Origin of the sequence: Stenotrophomonas sp. SMYL11, from assembly GCF_036320005.1 — a bacterium.
GTDB lineage: Bacteria > Pseudomonadota > Gammaproteobacteria > Xanthomonadales > Xanthomonadaceae > Stenotrophomonas > Stenotrophomonas maltophilia_A.
The window spans coordinates 113,988-135,878 of the sequence record NZ_JAWIRS010000007.1 but is presented as its reverse complement, the minus strand read 5'-3'; the positions used below and the strand labels follow the sequence as shown (position 1 = coordinate 135,878).

Genomic DNA, 21,891 nt, shown 5'->3' with positions numbered 1-21,891 from the left:
GCGTGGGCCCGGCTCTGCAGCAACGACGTCACGCCTGGCGCAATGCGGTCACCCGCTGCGCCAGCTTCTTCGCCGAGATGCCGGTGCGCGCACCCAGCTCCTGCGCGAACAGTGACACCCGCAGCTCTTCCAGATCCCAGCGCAGCGCCTGCCATTGCGGGCGCTCACGCAGGCCCTGCTGCTCACCCACGTCCAGCGCTTCCAGGAACGGGTGCAGCTCCAGCATGCGCGCCTGGTCACGCGGCGGATCACGCTTGGCACGCTCGGTGCGCAGGATCATCGCCTTCAGATAGCGCGGGTACTGTGCCAGCGCGTCAGCCGGCGTATCGCGCAGGAAGCCGGGATGGATCAGGCCGACCAGCTGCGCTTCCATGTCGTCCAGATTGCCGCGCGCCCAGCCCATCAACGGTGCTTCCAGCATCGGCTTCAGTTCCGCCACCAGGGCCAGGATGGTCTCGGCCAGTTTCAGCCGCGACATGGCCTCGCCGAACAACGCCTTGGCCGCATGCTCACGGCGCTGTTCGAAGGCCGCCGCATCGCGGATGTCTTCCAGGCCCTCGGCCAGCACCGCGTTCATCGCCGCATCGACCAGGTCACCGCGCAGGCGCTCCTGCGATTCGATGGCGGCATACAACAGGCCGGTCTTGGCGCCGACCGGCAGCTGCTTGCGCGCCTGCTTCACCTTCTCGGCCAGGGCAATCTCCAGCAGCCGGCGCACGCCCAGCGGATGGGCCTCCTGCGCCTGCTGGCGATCGGCAAAGATGCGCAGCGCCACGCTGTCGCCCTCGTCCAGCAGCGCCGGATAGGCCGGCACGCCCGCTTCACCGGGTACCTGCAGCGGAATCGGCGTGGCCGGGAACGTGCGCAGGCCATCGGCGGCCATCTCGCGCCCAGCGCGTGCAGCGAACGCATCGCCGGCACGACCACCGAATTTCGCGCGCAGTGCGTCCAGATCGCGCGAGGTCGCCAGCACCTTGCCCTGCTCGTCGCGCAGCCGCAGGTTCATGTGCAGGTGCGGTTCGATCGAACCAGGCTCGAAATCGAGCGCGGTCACCGTTGCGCCGGTCGCACGTGACAGGAAGCGCGCCAGTTCGCCGGTGATGGCATCGGCGCTGGGCTGCGGGAACGCCTCGTAGAACGCGCGGCCGAAGTCCGGTGCCGGCACGTAGTTGCGCCGCATCGCCTTGGGCAGGCTGCGGATCAGTGCCGAGGCCTTGTCGGCGACGAAACCCGGCGCCAGCCAGCCCAGTTGCACCGGATCCAGTGCGTTGAGCAGGTGCAGCGGTACGTCCAGGGTCACACCATCGTCGTCGGCACCCGGTTCGAAGCGGTAATGCAGCGGCAGGCGCGCCTGGCCCAGCGGCAGGTACTTCGGGTAGCGCTCCTGTTCGCTGCCCTCACCCGGCAAAAGATCGACCAGCGACCAGTGCAGGGTCTTGCGCTGTTCCGGTGCCAGCCCCTTCCACCAGGTATCCAGTCCCGCGGCCGAATGGATCTGCGGCGGCACCCTGTCCAGGTACCAGCGCGCCTGCCAGTCCTCGTCGGCGACGATGCCGGCGCGGCGCAGCTTGGCTTCTTCTTCGCGGGCGACCTCCAGCACTTTCTGGTTGTCGGCCACGAAGCTGGCGCGGGTGTTGATCTCGCCGGTCACCAGCGCCTGGCGCACGAAGATGTCATGTGCCTCGCCCGGCGCGATGCGGCCGTAGTGCACCGGCTTCTTCGGCGCCAGCACCAGGCCGAACAAGCTGATCTGCTCGGAGGCCAGCACCTGGCCCTGCGCGCGCGACCAGTGCGGGTCGAAGTGCTTGCGCAGCAGCAGGTGCGGCAGCTCGGCGATGACCCAGTCCGGCTCGATCGCGGCCAGCGTCATGCCCCACACCTTCTGCGTATCCAGCAGGTTGGCCACCAGCAGCCACGGCGGCGGCCGCTTGGACAGCGCCGAACCCGGGAACGGCAGGAAGCGGCGCTGGCGTGGCGCCTGGAAATCTCCCTTCTCGGTGCGGTGGCCGATCTGCGTCGGCAGGCCCGCCACCAGCGCCCGATGCAGGGTCTGGTACGCAGCGGCACGCACGCGCTCGCTGAAACCGCCGCCCGCCGGCGCCTGTTCCTTCTGCGCACGCGCGGGCACCGGCGCCGGGGCCGCCTCGGCCTTGCCTTCGCGGGCCAGGCGCGCGGCACGGTGCAGCTGGCCACGAGTGGCTTTCACTGCGGCGGCATCATCACGTGCCGGGGCCGGTGCACTGCTGCCGGCCAGCAGCGGTGCCATCGAGGCATCACTGGCTTCTTCCTTCCAGCCCAGTTCCTCGCACAGCAGGCGCAGCTGGCGATGCAGCTCGCGCCACTCGCGCATGCGCAGGAAGCCAAGGAAGTGGCGACCGCACCAGTCACGCAGCTTGGACTGGGTCAGGTCTTCATGGGCCTGCCGATAGGCATCCCACAGGCGCAGCACACCGACGAACTCGGAGCGTCCATCGGCGAACTGCGCATGCGCGCTGTCGGCCGCACCGCGCGCTTCCGGCGGGCGCTCGCGCGGGTCCTGGATGCCCAGGAACGAGGCGATCACCAGCATCGGCCGCAGGCAGCCGGCGGCCTGCGCGGCGACCAGCATGCGCGCCAGCTTCACGTCCACCGGCAGGCGTGCCATCTGCTTGCCGATGGTGGTCATGCGCCGCTCGGCGTCGATCGCGCCCAGTTCGGTCAGCTGCTGCCAGCCATCGGCCACCGCACGCTCATCCGGTGCTTCCAGGAACGGGAACTCTTCGATGCGGCCCAGGCCCAGCTGCAGCATGCGCAGGATCACCCCGGCCAGGCTGGAGCGGCGGATTTCCGGATCGGTGAATTCCGGCCGCGCCTGGAAATCGGCCTCGGCGTACAGGCGGTAGCAGATACCCTCGGCGATACGGCCGCAGCGGCCCTTGCGCTGGTTGGCGCTGGCCTGCGAGATCGGCTCGATGTGCAGGCGGTCCAGCTTGTTGCGCGGGCTGTAGCGCTTGACGCGGGCAAAGCCCGGATCGACCACGTAGCGGATGCGCGGCACCGTCAGCGAAGTTTCGGCCACGTTGGTGGCCAGCACGATGCGCCGGTTCGGCCCGGGGTTGAATACCCGGTCCTGATCCTGGTTGGACAGCCGCGCGTACAGCGGCAGCACCTCGGTGTTGCGGTACTTGCGGCGCTCCAGCGACTGGTGCGCATCGCGGATCTCGCGCTCGCCGGGCAGGAAGATCAGCACGTCGCCGCGCGCGTCCAGGCGGGTGATCTCGTCGATGGCCGACACGATGGCATCGTTGACGGTACGTTCGCCCTGGTCTTCGCCCTCGCCCTCCAGCGCGCGATAGCGCACTTCCACCGGGTAGGTGCGGCCTTCGACGCTTATCACCGGCGCATTGTCGAAATGCTGGGCGAAGCGTTCGGTGTCTATGGTGGCCGAGGTGACGATCAGCTTCAGGTCCGGGCGCTTGCGCAGCAGCTGCTTCAGGTAGCCCAGCAGGAAGTCGATGTTGAGGCTGCGTTCGTGCGCCTCGTCGACGATGATGGTGTCGTAGTTCGACAACCAGCGGTCACTGGCGATTTCCGCCAGCAGGATGCCGTCGGTCATGAACTTGATTCGGCTGTCTTCGCTGACCTTGTCGTTGAAGCGCACCTGGTAGCCGACCAGCTGGCCCAGTTCGCTCTGCAGTTCCTGCGCCACGCGGCTGGCCACCGCACGTGCGGCAATCCGTCGCGGCTGGGTGCAGCCGATCATGCCGGCCTGGCCACGGCCTGCGGCCAGGCACAGTTTCGGCAGCTGGGTGGTCTTGCCCGAGCCGGTTTCACCAGCGATCACCACGACCTGATGGTCGCGGATCAGCCCGATGATGGCGTCGGCTTCACGCGCAATCGGCAGCTGCGGGTCCAGAGTAATGGACGGCTGCTGCTGCGCCCGTGTCATCCGGCGCTGCACCGACGCCTGCAAGGCCTGCTCGAAGGTGGCGGCCAGTGCCGCATCCTGTGGCTTGGCCTGGCAACGCGAGAGCATCCCCAGCAAACGGCCCCGGTCGCGGCTCATGGCGCCGTCGATGGCGGCGCGCTGCTGGCGCAGGCGGGGCGATGGATTTTTATCGATAGAGTTCATCAATAGGTTCGTTCAAAACTTTGAAAGCGACCAGTCATCACGACCGGTCTATTGTGAAGGCCAACGATTCCACAAGGAGGAACCCCATGGCGAAGACCAAGAGCACGACCAAGGCCAAGACCGGCAAGCAGAAGCTTGCAGCGGCGGCACCGTCGGCGCCGAACATCGATATCGGGATCACCCAGAGCGACCGCAAGAAGATCGCCGACGGTCTGTCGCGCTTCCAGGCCGATGCGTTCACGCTCTACCTGAAGACGCACAACTTCCACTGGAACGTGACCGGGTCGATGTTCAACTCGCTGCACACCATGTTCGAGACGCAGTACACCGAGCAGTGGGCGGCACTGGACGACGTGGCCGAGCGCATCCGCGCGCTGGGCTTCAATGCCCCGGGCTCCTACCGGGAATTCGCTGCGCTGACCTCGATCGCCGAGGAACCGGGCCTGACCGACAGTGCGGACTGGCGTGAAATGGTACGCCAGTTGGTGGTCGCCAACGAAGCGGTCTGCCGTACGGCACGTGAAGTGCTGGATGTGGCGGCCAAGGGTGACGATGCCCCGACCGAGGATCTGATGACTCAGCGCCTGCAGACCCACGAGAAGTACGCCTGGATGCTGCGCTCGCTCCTCCAGTAAGAGTTTGGGGGGCTCGGCAGGGCTGCGCCCTGCACCCGCAGAGGCAACGGCAACGGCAACAGCCGGAGCAAAAGCTGGTCTCCTGCGGGTTGGCGGGGTGGGTCCGGTGGCAGGGGACGCCGTAAACCCGTCCTTGGGGGCTTGGCTGCGGCATCCATGCCGCGGACACCCCTGCCACCGGGCCCACCCCGCCTTCGACAGTTTTTCGCGATCTGCCGGGACAGCGTCCGATCTGGTAGGTGTCGACCTTGGTCGACACGGATGAATTCATTCGATATCTGACAGATGTGTCGACCAAGGTCGACTCCTGCCAACAGCACACGGAATCTGTCGAGGGTGGGGCGGTGTGGGCTTGCAGGACCGTTGGCGCCATGGGCCCGAGGCATGCCTCGGGCGGGTTGGGCAGGATGCCCAACCCCGGTCTTGCCGTGTGCGCAGGACAGCGCGCACGAGCAAGGCGCCATCGAGCCCCCATGGATGGGTTTACGGCGTGTCCTGCAAGTCCACACCGCCCCGCCCAACCAGCAGACACCCCAGAGCCGGCTGTTGCCTTTGACGTTGCTCTGGCTGTTAGCAGGTGCAGGGCGCAGCCCTGCCGAACCCCTACCACCCCCGCCGGGGTAAACTAGCTGGATGGCTTCCCGTCCTGCGCACGACCTGCTCCAACGCGTCTTTGGTTACGACGATTTCCGTGGTCCCCAGCAGGACATCGTGGAGCATGTGGCTGCCGGTCACGATGCCCTGGTGCTGATGCCCACCGGCGGTGGCAAGTCGCTCTGCTACCAGGTGCCGGCCCTGCTGCGTGACGGATGTGGCATTGTCATCTCGCCGCTGATCGCGCTGATGCAGGACCAGGTCGAGGCCCTGCGCCAGCTCGGCGTGCGTGCCGAGTACCTGAACTCGACCCTGGACGCCGAGACCGCCGGCCGCGTCGAGCGCGAACTGCTCGCGGGCGAGCTGGACATGCTCTATGTCGCCCCCGAGCGCCTGCTGACCGGCCGCTTCCTGTCGCTGCTGTCGCGCAGCCAGATCGCCCTGTTCGCCATCGACGAAGCACACTGCGTGTCGCAGTGGGGCCATGATTTCCGCCCCGAGTACCGCCAGCTGACCGTGCTGCACGAGCGTTGGCCACAGATCCCGCGGATCGCGCTGACTGCCACCGCCGATCCGCCGACCCAGCGAGAGATCGCCGAGCGCCTCGATCTGCAGGAAGCACGCCACTTCGTCAGCTCCTTCGACCGCCCCAACATCCGCTATGCAGTGGTGCAGAAGGACAACGCCCGCAAGCAGCTGACCGATTTCCTGCGCGGCCACCGCGGTGAGGCCGGCATCGTCTACTGCATGTCGCGGCGCAAGGTCGAGGAGACCGCCGAATTCCTCTGCGGACAGGGCTTCAACGCCCTGCCCTACCATGCCGGCCTGCCGCCGGACGTGCGCGCGAACAACCAGCGCCGCTTCCTGCGCGAGGATGGCATCGTGATGTGCGCCACCATCGCCTTCGGCATGGGCATCGACAAGCCGGACGTGCGCTTCGTCGCGCATACCGACCTGCCCAAGTCGATGGAAGGCTACTATCAGGAAACCGGTCGCGCCGGCCGCGATGGCGAGGCCGCCGAGGCCTGGCTGTGCTACGGCCTGGGTGACGTGGTGCTGCTCAAGCAGATGATCGAGCAATCCGAAGCGGGCGAAGAGCGCAAGCAGCTGGAGCGGTCCAAGCTGGACCACCTGCTGGGCTACTGCGAATCCATGCAGTGCCGCCGCCAGGTGCTGCTGGCCGGTTTCGGCGAGACCTATCCCCAGCCCTGCGGCAACTGCGACAACTGCCTGACGCCGCCGGCCTCGTGGGACGCGACCATTCCGGCGCAGAAGGCGCTGAGCTGCGTGTACCGCAGTGGCCAGCGTTTCGGCGTCGGCCACCTGATCGATGTCCTGCGCGGCAGCGAGAACGAAAAGGTGAAGCAGCAGGGCCACGACAAGCTCAGCACCTATGCGATCGGCCGTGACCTGGATGCACGCACCTGGCGCAGCGTTTTCCGCCAGCTGGTCGCCGCCAGCCTGCTGGAAGTGGACAGCGAGGGCCACGGTGGCCTGCGCCTGACCGATGCAAGCCGCGACGTGCTGACCGGCCGCCGCCAGATCAGCATGCGCCGCGACCCGGCCAGCAGCACCAGCGGGCGCGAGCGCAGCGCACAGCGCACCGGCCTGTCGGTGCTGCCGCAGGATCTGGCCCTGTTCAACGCCCTGCGCGGCCTGCGCGCCGAGCTGGCGCGCGAGCAGAACGTGCCGGCCTTCGTGATCTTCCACGACAGCACTCTGCGCAACATCGCCGAACAGCGCCCGACCAGCCTGGATGAACTGGCCCGGGTCGGCGGCATCGGTGGCACCAAGCTGAGCCGCTACGGCCCGCGCCTGATCGAGATCGTGCGCGAAGAAGGGTAGCGGCTCTACATTGGTGCTGCTCCAACCTTGAACCGGCCATTCAGCCGGAAGTGCATCCGCGCCCACTTGCAGCTAGATTAGCGTCATGTCCCTGGCCTCGACCCTGCTCCGTGTCGTGCTCATGCTCAGCCTGTTGCTCAACGGGCTGAACGCGGCCATGGCCAGCGGTCATGAGGAAATGGGCCGGATGGCGCACGCGGTGGCCACTGCCGCCGACGGCGGTGACCCTGACTGCCACCATCACGCGGGCATGCAGGCCGACGAGGCTCCGCAGGCCAAAGCTCCCGCCCACGACGCTCATTGCCAGATCAAGGACTGCGTGCGCAGCTGTGCCCAGCACCCGCTGCTGGTAGTGCTGCCGTTGCCGGTCATGGCCGGCCCGGCATTGTCGCTGGCCCCGCAGCCGATGCCGGCCACCGGCCGCCCGGCGCCGCCGCTGCCGCCGATCTCGCGTCCTCCCATCGGCTGATTCCACACGCATCGTGCGCCCTGCGCACCGCAGCCGGCCGCTTGCCGGCGTCTTTACGTGTCTGGAGTCACCACCATGAATACCCGCATCCCCCCCGGCCCGGGCGCTGTGCCCATGCCGTCGCGCCGCCTGTTCGTACAGGGCCTCGCCGCAGGTGGCGTGGTTGCCGGCATCACCGCTGTCGGCGTGCCGCAGCGCGCGCTTGCTGCTGCCAGCGCCGCCCCCCGCCTGGCCGGCGCCCCTGCCGTGCTCAGCGATACCCGCGTTGAACTGGCCATCGGCGAATCGCTGGCCAACTTCACCGGCCGCACCCGCCCGGCGATCACCGTCAACGGCTCGCTGCCGGCGCCGATCCTGCGCTGGCGCGAAGGCCAGACCGTGGACCTGTTCGTGCGCAATACGCTGGAACGGCATCCGACCTCGATCCACTGGCACGGCATCCTGCTGCCGGCCAACATGGACGGCGTGCCTGGCCTGAGCTTCAACGGCATCGGCCCCGGTGAGACCTACCACTACCACTTCGAGCTGAAGCAGTCGGGCACCTACTGGTACCACAGCCACTCGATGTTCCAGGAGCAGGCCGGCCTGTACGGCGCGCTGATCATCGATCCGGCCGAACCGGCGCCGTACCACCACGACCGCGAGCACGTGATCATGCTGTCCGACTGGACCGACATGGACCCGGGCGCGCTGTTCCGCCGCATGAAGAAGCTGGCCGAGCACGACAACTACTACAAGCGCACCCTGCCCGACTTCCTGCGCGACGCGAAACGCGACGGCTGGTCGGCGGCGCTGTCCGACCGTGGCATGTGGGGCCGGATGCGGATGACGCCCACCGATATCTCAGATATCAACGCGCATACCTACACCTACCTGATGAACGGCACCGCCCCGGCCGGCAACTGGACCGGCCTGTTCCGCAGTGGCGAAAAGGTGCTGCTGCGCTTCATCAATGGCGGGTCGATGACCTACTTCGACGTGCGCATCCCCGGTTTGAAGATGACCGTGGTCGCCGCTGACGGCCAGTACATCCACCCGGTCAGCATCGACGAATTCCGCATCGCTCCCGCCGAAACCTACGACGTGCTGGTCGAACCCACCGGCCAGGACGCCTTCACGATCTTCTGCCAGGACATGGGCCGCACCGGCTACGCCGCCGGAACACTGGCGGTTCGCCATGGCCTGCAGGCACCGATCCCCGCGCGCGACCCACGCCCGTTGCTGACAATGAGCGACATGGGCCACGACATGGGCAGTGGTGGCCATGGTGGCCACGACATGGCAGCGATGAAGGGCATGGAAGGTGGCTGCGGCGCCAGCATGGGCCACGGCGCGCATGGCGGCGGCGATTCCGCCAGCAAGGCACCGAAGCACCCGGCCAGCGAACGCAACAACCCGCTGGTGGACATGCAGAGTTCGGCCAGCGAACCCAAGCTGGATGACCCTGGCATCGGCCTGCGCGACAACGGCCGCCAGGTACTGACCTACGGCGCGATGCGCAGCCTGTTCGAGGATCCGGATGGCCGCGAACCGAGCCGCGAGATCGAACTGCATCTGACCGGCCACATGGAGAAGTTCTCCTGGTCGTTCGATGGCATTCCCTTCGCCAGTGCCGAACCACTTCGACTGAACTACGGCGAGCGCATGCGCATCGTGCTGGTCAACGACACCATGATGCAGCACCCGATCCACCTGCATGGAGTGTGGAGTGATCTGGAAAACGCGCAGGGCGAGTTCCAGCTGCGCAAGCACACCATCGACATGCCACCGGGCACCCGCCGCAGCTACCGTGTGCGTGCCGATGCACTCGGCCGCTGGGCCTACCACTGCCATCTGCTGTACCACATGGAAGCGGGCATGATGCGCGAAGTGAGGATCGAAGAATGAGCCGCTCACTCCTTTCTCCCAGCCTGCTGGCCCTGGGCCTGGCGGCGGCGCTGCCGGTGTTCGCGCAGTCGCATGCCGGCCATGGCATGGCCGCGATGGACGCGCCCGCGAAAACCGCGAAGGCGCCGGTCGAACCGGTCGATCATTCGAAGATGGATCATTCAAAGATGGATGCCGGTGCGATGGATCATGCCGGCATGGACCATTCCAGGATGGACCACGCGGCCATGGGCCACGGCGCGCCCGCCCCCACCGAACCGCGCGAACCCATTCCGGTGCCGACCGATGCCGACCGTGCCGCCGCATTCCCGCCGATCGCCCACGGTGCGATGGAGCACGCACCGGAGATCAACAGCCTGCTGCTGATCGACCGTCTTGAACACTGGGATGGCAAGAGCAGCAACGGCCAGGCCTGGGAGGCCACTGGCTGGATCGGCGGCAACATCAACCGCCTGTGGTTGCGTACCGACGGCGAACGCAGCCGCGGCCGCACGGAATCGTCGTCGCTGGAAGCACTGTATGGCCGCAGCGTTTCGCCGTGGTGGGACGTGCTGGTCGGCGTGCGCCAGGACTTCCGCCCGGCCGACTCGCGCACGTGGGCGGCCGTCGGCATCCAGGGCCTGGCGCCGTACAAGTTCGAGAGCTCGGCCACGCTGTACATGGGCTCCGGCGGCCAGGTACTGGCCAAGGCCGAGGTCGAGTACGACGTGCTGCTGACCAACCGCCTGATCCTGCAGCCGCTGCTGGAAGCCACCGTCGCGGCCAAGGACGAGAAGGAGTACGGCATCGGTCGTGGCCTGAACAAGGTCGAAGCCGGTCTGCGACTGCGCTATGAGTTCAGCCGCCGCTTCGCGCCCTACATCGGCATCAGCCACGAACGCACGTTTGGTGACACCGCCGACTACGCCGGTGACCACGCGCGCGACACGCGCTGGGTGGCCGGCGTGCGCATGTGGTTCTGAGCAGCAGTTCGTGAGCAATGGCCAGCCCCGGCAGCCGCCGGGGCCGGCTACACTGCGCCACGTTCCAATGCAGGCACCGCCATGTCGTTGCAGATCCGCCGCGCCACCCTTGCCGACGTCGACGCGCTGTCGGCCATCGCGATTGCCACCTACAACGAAACCTGGGGCGATTCTTATCCACCGCAGGAGCTGCACGATTTCCTGCAGGACCACTACAGCAGCGAGCCGCAGCGCATCGAACTGTCCGATCCACGCAGTGCCATCTGGCTGTTGATGGACGGTGAGTCGGTGGTCGGCTATCTGGCCGCCGGTGCCAACACCCTGCCGCATGCCGAGTCACGCGGGGGCGACATCGAACTGAAGCGGTTCTACATCCTGGCCGCATACCAGAACGACGGCCACGGTGCACGCATGATGGACGCGTTCATGGCGTGGCTGGACCAACCACAGCGTCGCACCCTGTGGGTGGGCGTGTGGGAAGAGAATTTCGGCGCACAGCGCTTCTATGCGCGCTACGGCTGCAGCAAGGTTGGCGAGTACGACTTCATCGTCGGCGACACCCACGACCGCGAGTTCATCCTGCGGCGGCCGTGATCACGCGCCCCATGTAGAGTCGAGCTTGCTCGACTGGCTGTTACCGCCAACAGTCGAGCATGGCTGGACTCTACAAACTAGAAGTCGAACAACTCAGACAGGAAGCTGTCCTTCTTCTTTTTCTTGTATCCGTGGCCCCGGTTGTCCTCGTAGCGCTGGCCCAAGTGGCGGGTATCACGGTGCATCACCGGCGGCGGAGAGGATGCCGGATGCTGCTGCACAGGCGCGGGCGGCGGCACGGCCACACCGGCACCGGCACCGGCACCGGCACGCTCGATGATCTTGTCCAGTTCGCCACGATCCAGCCACACGCCTCGGCAGCCGGGGCAGTAGTCGATCTCGATGCCATGGCGTTCGGCCATCTGCAGGGTCTGGGTCTTGCACACGGGGCACAGCATCGGCATTGCTCCTGTCGGTCTGGTAACGACTGTACCTGCCCTGTGATGACTGTGCGGCAACGCATGACCGATGGCACAGGGACTTCCGACGCGTGCCGATGCGGCAGCAGTCGCACACACTGAGCCCCTGTTCCGCAAGGAGTGCGTACATGACCGCGTTGTCCCGCCTGCCCAACGCCGCGCGCCTGTTGCTGGTCCTGCTGGGCGTCGGCCTCGGCCTGAACCTGCGCGATATCGCCGCAGCCATCGGCACGCCGATTCCCGCCCTGCCCATTCCCTACGGCGGCAGCCTGCTGGACAACGCACTGGCGGTGCTGGTGGCACTACTGCTGGCCGCGCTGCTGCGGCCCCGTGGCATGGGCCTGCTGGCCAGCCTCGGGCTGCGCGGGAACGGTTGGGGCGGCCCGATGTGGGTGCTGCTGGCCAGCCTGCCCTGCTGGCTGGGCCTGGCGGTGCTCGCTACCCCGAACACCGCGCTGACCGCGCTGGACGCCACCATGCTGGCCGTGCTGTTCCCGCTGGCCGAGGAAGTGCTGTTCCGTGGCCTCGGCTTCGTGCTGCTGATGAAGCTCATGCGTGGTCCGTGGCAGCTGCTCGCACTGCCGCAGGCACTGCTGTTCGGCATGGTGCACTGGCTCGGCTTCGGTGGGTTCGACGGTGGCGGCATCGCGCTGTTCGTCGGCGCGGTGATCGCCGTGGGCGGCTTCATCTTCGCCTGGCTCGACCACCTCGACGGCGACACCCTGTGGTGCGGCCTGGTCCTGCACATTTCGATGAACCTGGCCTGGAACGTGTTCAGCCTCGACGACGCGCTCGCTCTGGGTTGGCAGGCCACCAGCCTGCGCATCGGCACCGCCCTGCTGGCCGTGCTGGTGCTGGCCTGGCACGTCCGCCGCCAGCGGCGCGGACAGCTGTAACGCCCACTTAGCTTGCCGTGCACGCCGGGATCACTACCGGCTTGCGCATACTTGCGCGCCTTTCGCTCCCCCTGTTGTCCGGAGTTGCCGCGTCATGTTGCTGTCCAAGCGCTTTGTGGAACCGCGCGTCCTGCTGATCGAGGACGCCGAGGAAACCCAGGAACTCAGTCGCCTCGCCCTGGAAAGCCAGGCCTGCCAGGTCACCGCCGTCAGCAGCGCCGAGGCCGCACTGGGCCTGCTCAACGCCGGCGAACCGTTCGACCTGCTGTTCACCGACGTCTGCCTGGGCGGCATCAGCGGCATCGAAACCGCCAACCGCGTGCGCGAGCACCTGCCGCAGCTGCCGATCCTGGTCACCTCCGGCATGGACCAGCACCGCGTGCTGCCGCAGCTGCGCGCCGGCATCCACTTCCTGCCCAAGCCGTACAGCATGAGCGAGCTGCTCGATGCCATCCGCCTGTGTTTCCGCCATGCAGCGGATGCCACGTTGATACCGCCGCCGCAGGCCAGCGCGGCCTGAGGCATTCATCCACGCATGGCGTGGATCTACTGATTCCGTTTCTCTTCGGCGTGGATCCACGTCAGCACCATCGGTAGATCCACACCATGCGTGGATTGAACCTGGGATCAGCCACTGCTGTAGGGCCTACTGCCTGGGAACACCTTCAACAACGCGCGGGTGATCATGTCCGGGTACACCGTGAAGTGGTCCTCGTCGTCGATCACCATGTTGTCCACCTTCAACGAGCGCCTACTGCCGCGCAGCTGCTCGGCGAACTCGGCGTTGTGGCGCAGCATGTCGTTGCGGGTGAAATAGCGCGGTTCGGGCTTGACCGTCTCGAAGCTGCCGACTGACAGCACCACGGTGGTCGGCTGCGCAGGCGCCGTGGCCTCGGCCTGCAGGCGCGGCACAAGGTGGTTGTCGAACCACAGCGACGGGCTGGACAGGATGTAGGTCCGGAACATGTCCGGACGCGTGGTCAGCACGTAGGCGCCGAACAGGCCGCCGTAGGAATGGCCAGCATAGGCGCGTCGCGCCGGATCGGTGCGGTAGCGTGCATCGATCATTGGCAGCACGTGCTCGGCGAGGAAATCGCGGTAATGTGCCGCACCGCCATAGCTGACGTCATCGCTGTAGTCACGCGGATCGGTGCGCGCCGGATTGCTGGGGGTGTAATCACGCGAACGGCTCTGCTTCGAAGTCAGGCCCTCCTGCGGCGGCAGCCCGACCAGGATGAAATCCTCGATGTTGACGCCCTTCTGCCCGACCATGTTGCGCACGCTGCGCACCAGCGGGAAGCTGTACAGCGCATCGGTCACGTACAGCACCGGATAGTGCTTTTCAGGGTGCGCGGCATAGTCGGCCGGCAGCGCCACCCAGATCGGGTAATCGCGCCCCACCGGGTCATGTACGCGCAGCGCTTCGGTATCCGGCAGCACCACGCCCGGCGCTGCAGTTGCCGCGCTTTCCTTCGCTTCACTCTGCGTTGCCGGTGGCGCCACCGACATCGCGCAGCCACTCACGGCCAGGCAGGCCGCCACACTCCATCCACGCACACGCTGCATCCACGCTCTCCCGTTGCGGGCGACGCACCCGGTTGGCGCCGCTACCGCATCCTCACACGTCATGCGACGCAGTGCCACGCCAGGTCAGGGCGAGGCCGGTGGCGGCGCCGGGAACAGCGTGCGCAGCGCCTGCAGGGCGGCCGGGTGATAGATCGTGGCGTGGGTTTCCTCAGGCAGCGGCAGGTACTTCACCAGCGGCGACGGCGAAGCCTGCTGCAACAACTCGGCCAGTCGTGCAGTGGATGCGGCCAGTTCCGGCTGCCCGCTGCTGGCCAGGAACACCTGCGGCTGTGCGCGCGTCACCGCCGGCAGCTGTTTGGTCGCTCCGGCCAACATTGCACCACGGTTCCACCACAGGCTGGGGTCCAGCGCGATGTAGCTGTTGAACAGCGTCGGCTCCTGCAGCAGCGTCTCGACCGCGAACAGGCCGGCCAGCGATTCACCGATCAGCGCGCGCTCGTCGGTGGTCGGGTAGCGCTGGCGCACCTGCGGCATCAGTTCATCGCGCAGGAAGCTGCGGTAGGCCGCCGATCCACCGATGCGGGGCGCGATGTTCTGGTCCTGCGGGTCCTTGCTGGGGCCCGTCATGTCGCGGCGGCGTTCGGTGTTCTCGATGCCTACCAGCAGGAACGGACGCATGCTGCCGTTGCCGCTCAGCACCTGCACCAGCCCGGCCACATGCAGGAAGTCCTCGCCGATGCCGCCATCGGCCATGTACAGCACCGGCAATGGTGCCTTCGGGTCCAGACCCCAGGGTTGCGGGCGGTAAACGTTGATGCGGCGGGTTTCGCCCAGCGCCTTCGATTCAATGGTGAAGGTCTCGCCGATGACCAGCGGGGTTACGGCGGCGACCTGTGCGGACGGCGCCGGCTCGGCGGCCATCAACGGCGCGGCGGAGACAGCGGACAACAACAGCGACAGCACGATCAAGCGCATGGAGCGGCCCATCCTGGGAAAGTGCCGAGCATAACGCCGAGGCCGAGGCGTCGGCCGATTCGGCATGCCTGCACATATGCTACGGCGCTGCGCGATGCTTGAACTGTATCGGGAAATGACTGCAATCGCGTTTTGCTAGCATTCGTCGTTTCCTACAAGGAGTTGGGACATGGGGGGCTTCAGCATTTGGCACTGGATCATTCTTCTGGCGGTCATCCTGATCCCGGTCGGCATCGCAGCCGTCATCGCAGCGATTGTTCTCAGGCGAAAGTAGATCCACGCCATGCGTGGATGCGCATTCTGGGGATGCCTCAAGCGCATCCGCGATGCCACGCGCGAAGCGTGCCGCCGTTGGCATGCTGACTGTGGCGGAAATGCTGCACGCCGCTGAGCGCTGCCGGTCGATGGGTCGTTCTTCGCCTGCCGCGGGCTGGCGGAACTGGTGTGCCGGGATATCCGGCCGGCGTACCCGCCGTTGTACCCGGAACCGGTCCATACTTGGGATGGACTGGTCACCAGTCCCTTCGAAACCTACAAGGAGGTTTGCATGTTGAGTGCCGTACTCATCGCCGCGCTGGCCGCCAGCCCGGCCGCGCCCGTACCGTATGCCGATTGCCTGCTCGGCAACATCCAGCCCGGGCTGTCTGATCGTGCCGTGCAACTGGTGCAGGAGGCCTGTGCTGCAAAGCATCCGGAGAGCTTCGCCGCAGCGATGGAACTGGGACGCAGAACCAGTCTGCAGCGGCTCACCTATTTCGAGGCCGCAAGAGCGGAGGCGGCACGTTCTGCGAATGCGGCAGCAACGGCCGCACAGGAGGCTGCCGACGCGGCGGCGGCTAAAGCGAAGAATGCGCGGACGAAGTAGTTGCCCTAGACGAGCGCCACAAAAAAGGCACCGCTTGGCGGTGCCTTTCTGGATGACCTGGGTCATTGGATGCAATGGTGGGCCGTGAAGGATTCGAACCTTCGACCAAAAGATTAAAAGTCTTCTGCTCTACCGACTGAGCTAACGGCCCATTGCACTGCCCCAGCCTTTCGGCGGGGTCGGCATTCTACCCTACTTTGCCGGGCCGGGTGAAACCCTGATGCATGAGGTTGCCGGCCAGCGGCCGGCACTACCCCGATCTGGGCCGCCGCCTTAAACCTTTCGGGCCTCCGACGCATCCCAGCTGTGATTCCTGCCCGGAGCCACGAATGCGCCTGCCCTTCTGCCTCATTGCCGCCCTGCTGCTGCCCTATGCGGCACTGGCCGCCCCATCCCAGGTCGTCACCGACGACATCGGCCGCTTCTGGGCCACCTATGACGCGGTGCGCGCCGAGCCTGATGCCGAGCGCCAGGTGGCGCTGGTCCAGCAGCACTACATCGATCCGGGCAGCCCCGGCCTGCATGCGCTGATGCAGGTCCGCAACTACACCGCCCGCGAATACGCCGAGGCAATGCGTGCGTGGCCTCGATTCTGGACGTCGGTACGCCCATTGACCGCCAACGCGCAGCAGGCCAGCGCCACACTGGAACGGGACCTGACCGCCTTCCGTACGCTCTACCCCGCCCTGCGCCCCGCCACCATCACCTATGCGGTCGGTGTTCTGCGTACCGGCGGCACCACGCTGGATGACAAGGTGCTGATCGGAGCGGAGATGGCGCTGGGCGATGAGCGCGTGGACGTGAGCGAGCTGCCTGAGCCGATGCGCAGCCGCCTGCGGATCTTCTACGACAGCCGCCCGGGGGCGAACAACGCGCAGAACAACCTGCACGAGTACGTGCATACCCAGCAGCGCGAGACCACCGGCAGCCTGGCCCAGTACGCGGTGCGCGAGGGTGTGGCCGAGTATGTGGCGGAGCGGCTGAGCGGGCGCCGGCCAGCACTGCCCTTCTACGACTACGGCGCAGCACACGAAGCGGAAATCCGCACGCGCTTCATTGCTGAGATGAACGGGGAAAATCTCGACAACTGGCTCTACAACAGCGCCCGCAATCCGTTCGGGGTGAGTGATGTGGGGTACTACGCCGGGTATCGCATCACGCAGGAGTACATGCGACAACAGGCTGATGAGAAGGCGGCGATCGCGCGGATGATCGAGCTGGACTATGCCGATCCGGAGGCGGTACGGGCGTTTATTGACGCGTCGGGGTGGTTGCGGCAGAGATAACGCCGGGCCTTGCCTGGCGGACAGTGCCAACCAAGGTTGGCACCCACCGAGGAGCAGTTCGCAACCACCATCTGGGAATTCACACCCATCAGGGAAGCCGGCCAGCGGCCGGCACTACCAGAGATGGTCAGGCGTACAGCGTCGGGTCGGCTACGCCGGCTTCGGCAAAGCCCTGCGCTCGCAGGCGGCAGGCGTCGCAGTGGCCGCAGGCGGCGCCGTTGGCGTCGGCGTTGTAGCAGGACACGGTCAGGCCGAAGTCCACGCCCAGGCGCACGCCTTCGCTGACGATCTGGCCCTTGCTGAGGAACTGCAGCGGCGCGTGCACCTTGATGCCTGCGCCTTCCACGCCCGACTTGGTGGCCAGGTTGGCCAGCGCCTGGAACGCGGCCACGAACTCGGGACGGCAGTCCGGGTAGCCGGAGTAGTCCACGGCGTTGACGCCGCAGAAGATGTCATTGGCGCCGAGCACTTCGGCCCAGCCCAACGCCAGCGACAGCATGATGGTGTTGCGCGCGGGCACGTAGGTGACCGGAATGCCGGCACCGCCGGCCTCGGGTACGTCGATATCGTCGGTCAGCGCCGAACCGCCGATGCTGCGCAGGTCCACGTCCACGGTCTTGTGCGCGACCACGCCCTGCGCCTTGGCCACGCGGGCGGCGGCATCCAGTTCGGAAGTATGGCGCTGGCCGTAGCGCACGCTCAGGGCATGCACGGCGAAGCCCTGTTCCTGGGCCATGGCGATGACGGCGGCTGAATCCATGCCGCCGGAGAGAAGCACGACTGCCTTCTTCATGGGAAAAACATCCGGTTGGGAGGGGAAAGCCAGCACGCTGTCCCGCGCCGGAGCTACATCAGGGAACGTTGCCCGGGCTCATCGGCCCGGCTCGTCGTTCCACAGGATTTTATGCAACTGCATCTGGAAGCGCACCGGCAGCCGGTCCTCGACGATCCAGTCGGCCAGCTGGCGCGCGGTGATCTCACCCTTGCTCGGCGAGAAGAACACGGTGCAACGCTTCACCAGATCGTGCTCGGCCAGCAGGGACTTGGCCCAGTCGTAATCCTCGCGGCTGCAGATGACGAACTTGATCTGGTCGCGGGCGGTCAGCAACGGCAGGTTGTCCCAGCGGTTGCGCGCCACTTCGGCCGAGCCCGGGGTCTTGATGTCGACCACGCGCGACACGCGCGGGTCCACTGCGCTGACGTCCAGCGCACCGGAGGTTTCCAGCGAGACATCCATGCCGGCGTCGCACAGCTTCTGCAGCAGTACCAGGCAGCGCTTCTGTGCCAGCGGCTCGCCACCAGTCACGCAGACGTGGCGCACGCCCTGGGCCAGCACCTCGGCCACGATGTCATCGATGTCCCACCAGGTGCCGCCATGGAAGGCATAGGCGGTGTCGCAATACTGGCAACGCAGCGGACAGCCGGTCAGGCGCACGAACACGGTCGGCCAGCCGGCGGTATCGGCTTCGCCCTGCAGCGAGGTGAAGATCTCGGTGATCTTCAGGCGTGGCAGCGGCGACTGCACGATCTCGCTGGGTGTGGCGGCGGCGCTGGACGGGGTAACGGCGGTCATGGCGGGGACTTCTTGATGGGACACGTGGCGGGTGGGCTACCGTGGCCGGTAACGAAAACAGCCGAGCATGGCTCGGCTCTACAACTGCAGCCGGTCGGGTGTGGCCCAGCCGGTAATGCAAGCCGCCGGGCATGGCCCGGCGCTACCGGATCCGGGCGGGTTTGCCGGTCCGGAAACGAAAGCAGCCGAGCATGGGCTCGGCTCTACAGGGCACCCATTGTACGCCCGGTCAGTGGATCAGCGGATCTGCTTGCCGAGGCGGATCGACTGCAGGCGGTCCTGCGCGGTGCGCGCGGCGTCCGAGCCAGGGTACTGCGCCACGACGGTCTCCAGCGTCTGCTGGGCCTGGTCGACCTTGCCCTCGCCGTACTGCGAGAGGCCAACCTTGAGCAGGCCGCCTGCGGCCTTGTCGTGGGTCGGATAGCGCGAGAGCAGTTCACGGAACTGGGTCTCGGCCATCGGGAAATTACGGGTGGCGTAGTAGCTCTCGCCCAGCCAGTACAGCGCATTCGGCGCATAGACGCCGTTCGGGTACAGCTGCAGGAAGCTCAGGAACAGCTGCGCCGAATCATCGTACTTGCCGGCCTTCAGCGAATCGAAGGCGACGTTGTAGGAGGTGCGCTCGTCGCCGGTGGCGGCAAGGCTGCCGGCATCACCATGGACGGAAGGCGGCCGCTCGGAAGTGGCCGCCGCTGCGGGTTTTGCCGGGGCCGGAGCGGCCTTCGGCACGCTCGCCGGAACGGGCGGCAGGGCCGGGGCGGCATTGCCCCCTTCCAACCGGTTCAGGCGGCTGTCCAGATCCAGGTACTGGTCCTGGGCGGACTGCTTGAGCTGGGCGTTGTCGTGCTGCAACTGCTCGATCGAGGCCTGCAGGCTGGTGACCTGCTGCCGCAGCTGATTGATCTGGTTCAACAGGTCCTGGTTGGCACTGTTGTTGTACATCTGCTGCTCGATCGCGCCAACGCGGTCGGCCAGGCTCTGTCGCTGTGCATGCGCCGGTGCGGCAGCCACGAGGGCTGCCGCAACGACCAGCATCAGTTTGATGCCAATACGCATGGATTACTGCGCGGTGTAGACGATTTCGACGCGACGGTTCTGCGACCAGCAGGACTCGTTCGACTCGGTGCAGACCGGACGCTCTTCACCGTAGGACACGACGGTCAGCTGCGAAGCCGAGCCACCGTTGGCCTGCAGGGCCGAGTTGACGCCGTTGCCACGACGCTCGCCCAGGGCCTGGTTGTACGCGCGCGAACCGCGCTCGTCGGTGTGGCCCTGCAGGGTGATGCGCGAGGACGGACGGTCACGCAGGTACTTGGCGTGGCAAGCCATGATGGCCTGGAATTCCGGCTTCACGTCTTCCTTGTCCAGGTCGAAGTAGACCACGCGCTGGCGCAGGCAAGCGTCGGTGTCCAGGTCGCCCGGGCCGTACAGGCCCGAGGTCGACGGACCGGTCGGGGTGGTGGTCGAGGTGCCGGTGTCGACCGGGGCTGCCGGCTCTTCCTTCACCTTCTTCGAGCAACCGGCCAGGACGGCCACAGACAGCAGGGAAACAAGCAGAACGCGGGTGGACTTGTTCATGGCGATACCTTTGTGGCTCCTAGGCCGATGAGGGGTTCAAGACAACGAAAATATTAACACTCTTTTAGCGCTGGGTACGGTATGGGGACCATGCCGGTTCGCGCACATCACCATCGGCCAGGACCAGGCGCTGGCGGACCCGCGCATCGGCCGAGACGGCATACAACACACCACGGCCACCTTCGCGGGCGGCATACAACACCATGCTTGCGTTGGGCGCGAAGCTCGGCGATTCATCCAGCGAACCCGGGGACAGCGTGCTCCAGCGCGGCGAACCCAGCGAGCTGTCCATCATCGCGATCTTGTAGCTGTTGCCCGAGCCCTGGGCGACGGCGATCTTCTTGCCGTCGTAGGACACCGAGGGCTTGGCATTGTAGTTGCCCTGGAAGGTCACGCGCTCGGCGCTGCCGCCGCCCGCACCGACCTTGTAGACCTGCGGACGGCCGCCGCGGTCGGAGGTGAAGTACACCGCGCTGCCGTCCGGTGCCCAGGTCGGCTCGGTATCGATGGCGAAGTGGTTGGTCAGCTGGGTCAGCTGCTTGCTGCCCAGGTCCATCACGTAGATTTCCGGGTTACCCGAACGCGACAGGGTCAGGGCCAGCTTGCGGCCGTCCGGCGAGAACGCCGGAGCGCTGTTGATGCCACGGAAGCTGGTGACCAGCTCGCGCGCGCCGGTGCCGATGTTCTGGATGTAGATCGCCGAATTGCCACGCTCGAAGCTGACGTAGGCCAGCTTGCTGCCATCCGGGCTCCACGACGGCGACAGCAGCGGCTCGGCCGAACGCACGATCGTCTGCGGGTTGTAGCCGTCGGAGTCTGCCACCATCAGCGCGTAGCGCATGGCGTCGCCCTTGCCGCTGGCGGTCACGTAGGCGATGCGGGTCCAGAAGGCGCCACGGACACCGGTGATCTTCTCGTAGATGGCGTCGGCCATCTGGTGGGCCACGTCACGCATGGCATTGCCACGGGCGGTCATCGCCAGGCCCAGCAGGCGCTCGCCCTTCGGTACGTCGAACAGTTCGTACTCGACACGGTAGGCGCCGGCACCGGCGTCGAGCACGCGGCCCACCACGATGTAGTTCTGCTTCAGCGCGCGCCAGGTAGCGAACTGGATCTCACCGCCACGCACGGGCTTCTCGACGATCTGCGCTTCCGGCAGCGTGCGGAACTGGCCCGAGCGCTCCAGGTCGGCGCGGACCACGCCGGCGACGTCGGTCTGCGGAGCGGCCGACGAACCCTGGTAGGGCATCGGCACGATGGTGATCGGCAGGGCGGAGGCATTGCCGCCGATGATGTCGATATCCAGCCCCTTCTGCTGCGCGACGGCAGCAAAGGGCAGCAACAGGGCCGCAAACACGGCAAGCCAGCGAGGCATCTTTTTCATGGAGCGCTCAATAGGGGGAAACCGGAACGAGGGATAACAAAGCGGGAGTGAACCGCTTCGCAATCATGAACCAAGGGTACGTGAATTCCGGGTCAGTTCCAGCCCGTCTTCTCACGCACCGTTAACTTCGTGGCTAACATCGCGCCCGCTTGCCCCGGCCACACCGCCCCCTAGAAGGCAGTGTTCGACAGCAACCGACAGCCTGCCCGGTCGAAACCGAGCGCACCAGAGGCAAGCGCGACAGCCCTGGGCGCGGGCGGCCTGATGACCGCCCTGCCCTGCCCTGCCCGA

At 66.7% G+C, this 21,891-nt stretch carries 19 protein-coding genes and 1 tRNA gene; 10 read left to right on the top strand and 10 right to left on the bottom strand.

Annotated features, from left to right (window positions below):
- Positions 1–28: 28 nt before the first annotated feature.
- Positions 29–4,111 (bottom strand): ATP-dependent RNA helicase HrpA, encoded by a 4,083-nt coding sequence (gene hrpA, locus V3B46_RS12220; RefSeq protein ID WP_329891989.1) that lies wholly within the window; start codon positions 4,109–4,111, stop codon positions 29–31.
- 86 nt (positions 4,112–4,197) lie between these two features.
- Between hrpA and V3B46_RS12215 the strand changes: the two genes are divergently transcribed.
- The 6 genes from V3B46_RS12215 (at position 4,198) to V3B46_RS12190 (ending at position 11,097) form a co-directional block, all read left to right on the top strand.
- Positions 4,198–4,746, top strand: a complete 549-nt coding sequence (locus tag V3B46_RS12215) for a Dps family protein (RefSeq protein WP_106468898.1) — start codon at positions 4,198–4,200, stop codon at positions 4,744–4,746.
- Positions 4,747–5,379: 633 nt separating this feature from the next.
- Positions 5,380–7,185: a DNA helicase RecQ gene (recQ, locus tag V3B46_RS12210; RefSeq protein WP_329891988.1), complete on the top strand. Its 1,806-nt coding sequence runs from the start codon at positions 5,380–5,382 to the stop codon at positions 7,183–7,185.
- Positions 7,186–7,270: 85 nt separating this feature from the next.
- Positions 7,271–7,654, top strand: coding sequence for a CopL family metal-binding regulatory protein (locus V3B46_RS12205; RefSeq protein WP_154264222.1), 384 nt, complete (start codon positions 7,271–7,273; stop codon positions 7,652–7,654).
- Positions 7,655–7,729: 75 nt separating this feature from the next.
- Positions 7,730–9,541 (top strand): copper resistance system multicopper oxidase, encoded by a 1,812-nt coding sequence (locus tag V3B46_RS12200; RefSeq protein ID WP_329891987.1) that lies wholly within the window; start codon positions 7,730–7,732, stop codon positions 9,539–9,541.
- A complete protein-coding gene (locus V3B46_RS12195; RefSeq protein WP_154264224.1) occupies positions 9,538–10,503 on the top strand; it encodes a copper resistance protein B in 966 nt (321 codons plus the stop codon). Before V3B46_RS12200 ends, V3B46_RS12195 begins: the two co-directional genes overlap by 4 nt.
- 81 nt (positions 10,504–10,584) lie before the next feature.
- On the top strand, positions 10,585–11,097 hold the full coding sequence (locus V3B46_RS12190) for a GNAT family N-acetyltransferase (RefSeq protein WP_329891986.1): 513 nt from the start codon (positions 10,585–10,587) through the stop codon (positions 11,095–11,097).
- A gap of 77 nt (positions 11,098–11,174) precedes the next feature.
- On the opposite strand, the gene V3B46_RS12185 is transcribed toward V3B46_RS12190, so the two are convergent.
- On the bottom strand, positions 11,175–11,495 hold the full coding sequence (locus tag V3B46_RS12185) for a TFIIB-type zinc ribbon-containing protein (protein ID WP_329891985.1): 321 nt from the start codon (positions 11,493–11,495) through the stop codon (positions 11,175–11,177).
- Between the two features lie 149 nt (positions 11,496–11,644).
- On the opposite strand from V3B46_RS12185, the gene V3B46_RS12180 reads away from it, so the two are divergent.
- Together V3B46_RS12180 and V3B46_RS12175 are read left to right on the top strand one after the other, a co-directional pair.
- Positions 11,645–12,412, top strand: coding sequence for a CPBP family glutamic-type intramembrane protease (locus V3B46_RS12180; RefSeq protein WP_329891984.1), 768 nt, complete (start codon positions 11,645–11,647; stop codon positions 12,410–12,412).
- Positions 12,413–12,506: 94 nt separating this feature from the next.
- Positions 12,507–12,932 (top strand): response regulator, encoded by a 426-nt coding sequence (locus tag V3B46_RS12175; protein ID WP_049400506.1) that lies wholly within the window; start codon positions 12,507–12,509, stop codon positions 12,930–12,932.
- Between the two features lie 107 nt (positions 12,933–13,039).
- On the opposite strand, the gene V3B46_RS12170 is transcribed toward V3B46_RS12175, so the two are convergent.
- Together V3B46_RS12170 and V3B46_RS12165 are read right to left on the bottom strand one after the other, a co-directional pair.
- A complete protein-coding gene (locus tag V3B46_RS12170) occupies positions 13,040–13,978 on the bottom strand; it encodes an alpha/beta hydrolase (RefSeq protein ID WP_329891983.1) in 939 nt (312 codons plus the stop codon).
- Positions 13,979–14,062: 84 nt separating this feature from the next.
- Entirely contained in the window at positions 14,063–14,914 is an 852-nt protein-coding gene (locus V3B46_RS12165) for an alpha/beta hydrolase (protein ID WP_329891982.1), read from the bottom strand.
- Between the two features lie 547 nt (positions 14,915–15,461).
- Between V3B46_RS12165 and V3B46_RS12160 the strand changes: the two genes are divergently transcribed.
- Positions 15,462–15,779 (top strand): hypothetical protein, encoded by a 318-nt coding sequence (locus tag V3B46_RS12160; RefSeq protein ID WP_154353215.1) that lies wholly within the window; start codon positions 15,462–15,464, stop codon positions 15,777–15,779.
- 75 nt (positions 15,780–15,854) lie between these two features.
- On the opposite strand, the gene V3B46_RS12155 is transcribed toward V3B46_RS12160, so the two are convergent.
- Positions 15,855–15,930 (bottom strand) — tRNA-Lys (locus V3B46_RS12155).
- 178 nt (positions 15,931–16,108) lie between these two features.
- Here V3B46_RS12155 and V3B46_RS12150 point away from each other — a divergent pair.
- Positions 16,109–17,065, top strand: coding sequence for a DUF2268 domain-containing putative Zn-dependent protease (locus V3B46_RS12150; RefSeq protein WP_329891981.1), 957 nt, complete (start codon positions 16,109–16,111; stop codon positions 17,063–17,065).
- Between the two features lie 127 nt (positions 17,066–17,192).
- On the opposite strand, the gene queC is transcribed toward V3B46_RS12150, so the two are convergent.
- The 5 genes from queC to tolB form a co-directional block, all read right to left on the bottom strand.
- The gene (gene queC, locus V3B46_RS12145; protein WP_014038216.1) at positions 17,193–17,858 is read right to left on the bottom strand and encodes a 7-cyano-7-deazaguanine synthase QueC; all 666 of its coding nucleotides are present in this window, start codon (positions 17,856–17,858) and stop codon (positions 17,193–17,195) included.
- Positions 17,859–17,936: 78 nt separating this feature from the next.
- Positions 17,937–18,638 carry a 7-carboxy-7-deazaguanine synthase QueE gene (gene queE / locus V3B46_RS12140; protein ID WP_010481613.1) on the bottom strand — a complete coding sequence of 234 codons (702 nt, stop codon included), beginning with the start codon at positions 18,636–18,638 and terminating at the stop codon, positions 17,937–17,939.
- 237 nt (positions 18,639–18,875) lie between these two features.
- A complete protein-coding gene (gene ybgF, locus V3B46_RS12135) occupies positions 18,876–19,694 on the bottom strand; it encodes a tol-pal system protein YbgF (RefSeq protein ID WP_329891980.1) in 819 nt (272 codons plus the stop codon).
- Positions 19,695–19,697: 3 nt separating this feature from the next.
- Positions 19,698–20,216 (bottom strand): peptidoglycan-associated lipoprotein Pal, encoded by a 519-nt coding sequence (gene pal, locus V3B46_RS12130; protein ID WP_005410748.1) that lies wholly within the window; start codon positions 20,214–20,216, stop codon positions 19,698–19,700.
- 64 nt (positions 20,217–20,280) lie between these two features.
- Positions 20,281–21,600, bottom strand: coding sequence for a Tol-Pal system beta propeller repeat protein TolB (tolB, locus tag V3B46_RS12125; protein ID WP_154353217.1), 1,320 nt, complete (start codon positions 21,598–21,600; stop codon positions 20,281–20,283).
- Positions 21,601–21,891 lie beyond the last annotated feature (291 nt).

Coding starts and splice junctions, on each gene's coding strand:
- V3B46_RS12165 (WP_329891982.1), bottom strand. CDS start 14,914: ATGCGCTTGATCGTGCTGTCGCTGTTGTTGTCCGCTGTCTCCGCCGCG.
- V3B46_RS12170 (WP_329891983.1), bottom strand. CDS start 13,978: ATGCAGCGTGTGCGTGGATGGAGTGTGGCGGCCTGCCTGGCCGTGAGT.
- hrpA (WP_329891989.1), bottom strand. CDS start 4,111: ATGAACTCTATCGATAAAAATCCATCGCCCCGCCTGCGCCAGCAGCGC.
- ybgF (WP_329891980.1), bottom strand. CDS start 19,694: ATGCGTATTGGCATCAAACTGATGCTGGTCGTTGCGGCAGCCCTCGTG.
- V3B46_RS12175 (WP_049400506.1), top strand. CDS start 12,507: ATGTTGCTGTCCAAGCGCTTTGTGGAACCGCGCGTCCTGCTGATCGAG.
- V3B46_RS12150 (WP_329891981.1), top strand. CDS start 16,109: ATGCGCCTGCCCTTCTGCCTCATTGCCGCCCTGCTGCTGCCCTATGCG.
- V3B46_RS12195 (WP_154264224.1), top strand. CDS start 9,538: ATGAGCCGCTCACTCCTTTCTCCCAGCCTGCTGGCCCTGGGCCTGGCG.
- V3B46_RS12185 (WP_329891985.1), bottom strand. CDS start 11,495: ATGCTGTGCCCCGTGTGCAAGACCCAGACCCTGCAGATGGCCGAACGC.
- queE (WP_010481613.1), bottom strand. CDS start 18,638: ATGACCGCCGTTACCCCGTCCAGCGCCGCCGCCACACCCAGCGAGATC.
- V3B46_RS12180 (WP_329891984.1), top strand. CDS start 11,645: ATGACCGCGTTGTCCCGCCTGCCCAACGCCGCGCGCCTGTTGCTGGTC.
- recQ (WP_329891988.1), top strand. CDS start 5,380: ATGGCTTCCCGTCCTGCGCACGACCTGCTCCAACGCGTCTTTGGTTAC.
- V3B46_RS12160 (WP_154353215.1), top strand. CDS start 15,462: ATGTTGAGTGCCGTACTCATCGCCGCGCTGGCCGCCAGCCCGGCCGCG.
- queC (WP_014038216.1), bottom strand. CDS start 17,858: ATGAAGAAGGCAGTCGTGCTTCTCTCCGGCGGCATGGATTCAGCCGCC.
- pal (WP_005410748.1), bottom strand. CDS start 20,216: ATGAACAAGTCCACCCGCGTTCTGCTTGTTTCCCTGCTGTCTGTGGCC.
- V3B46_RS12215 (WP_106468898.1), top strand. CDS start 4,198: ATGGCGAAGACCAAGAGCACGACCAAGGCCAAGACCGGCAAGCAGAAG.
- V3B46_RS12190 (WP_329891986.1), top strand. CDS start 10,585: ATGTCGTTGCAGATCCGCCGCGCCACCCTTGCCGACGTCGACGCGCTG.
- V3B46_RS12200 (WP_329891987.1), top strand. CDS start 7,730: ATGAATACCCGCATCCCCCCCGGCCCGGGCGCTGTGCCCATGCCGTCG.
- V3B46_RS12205 (WP_154264222.1), top strand. CDS start 7,271: ATGTCCCTGGCCTCGACCCTGCTCCGTGTCGTGCTCATGCTCAGCCTG.
- tolB (WP_154353217.1), bottom strand. CDS start 21,600: ATGAAAAAGATGCCTCGCTGGCTTGCCGTGTTTGCGGCCCTGTTGCTG.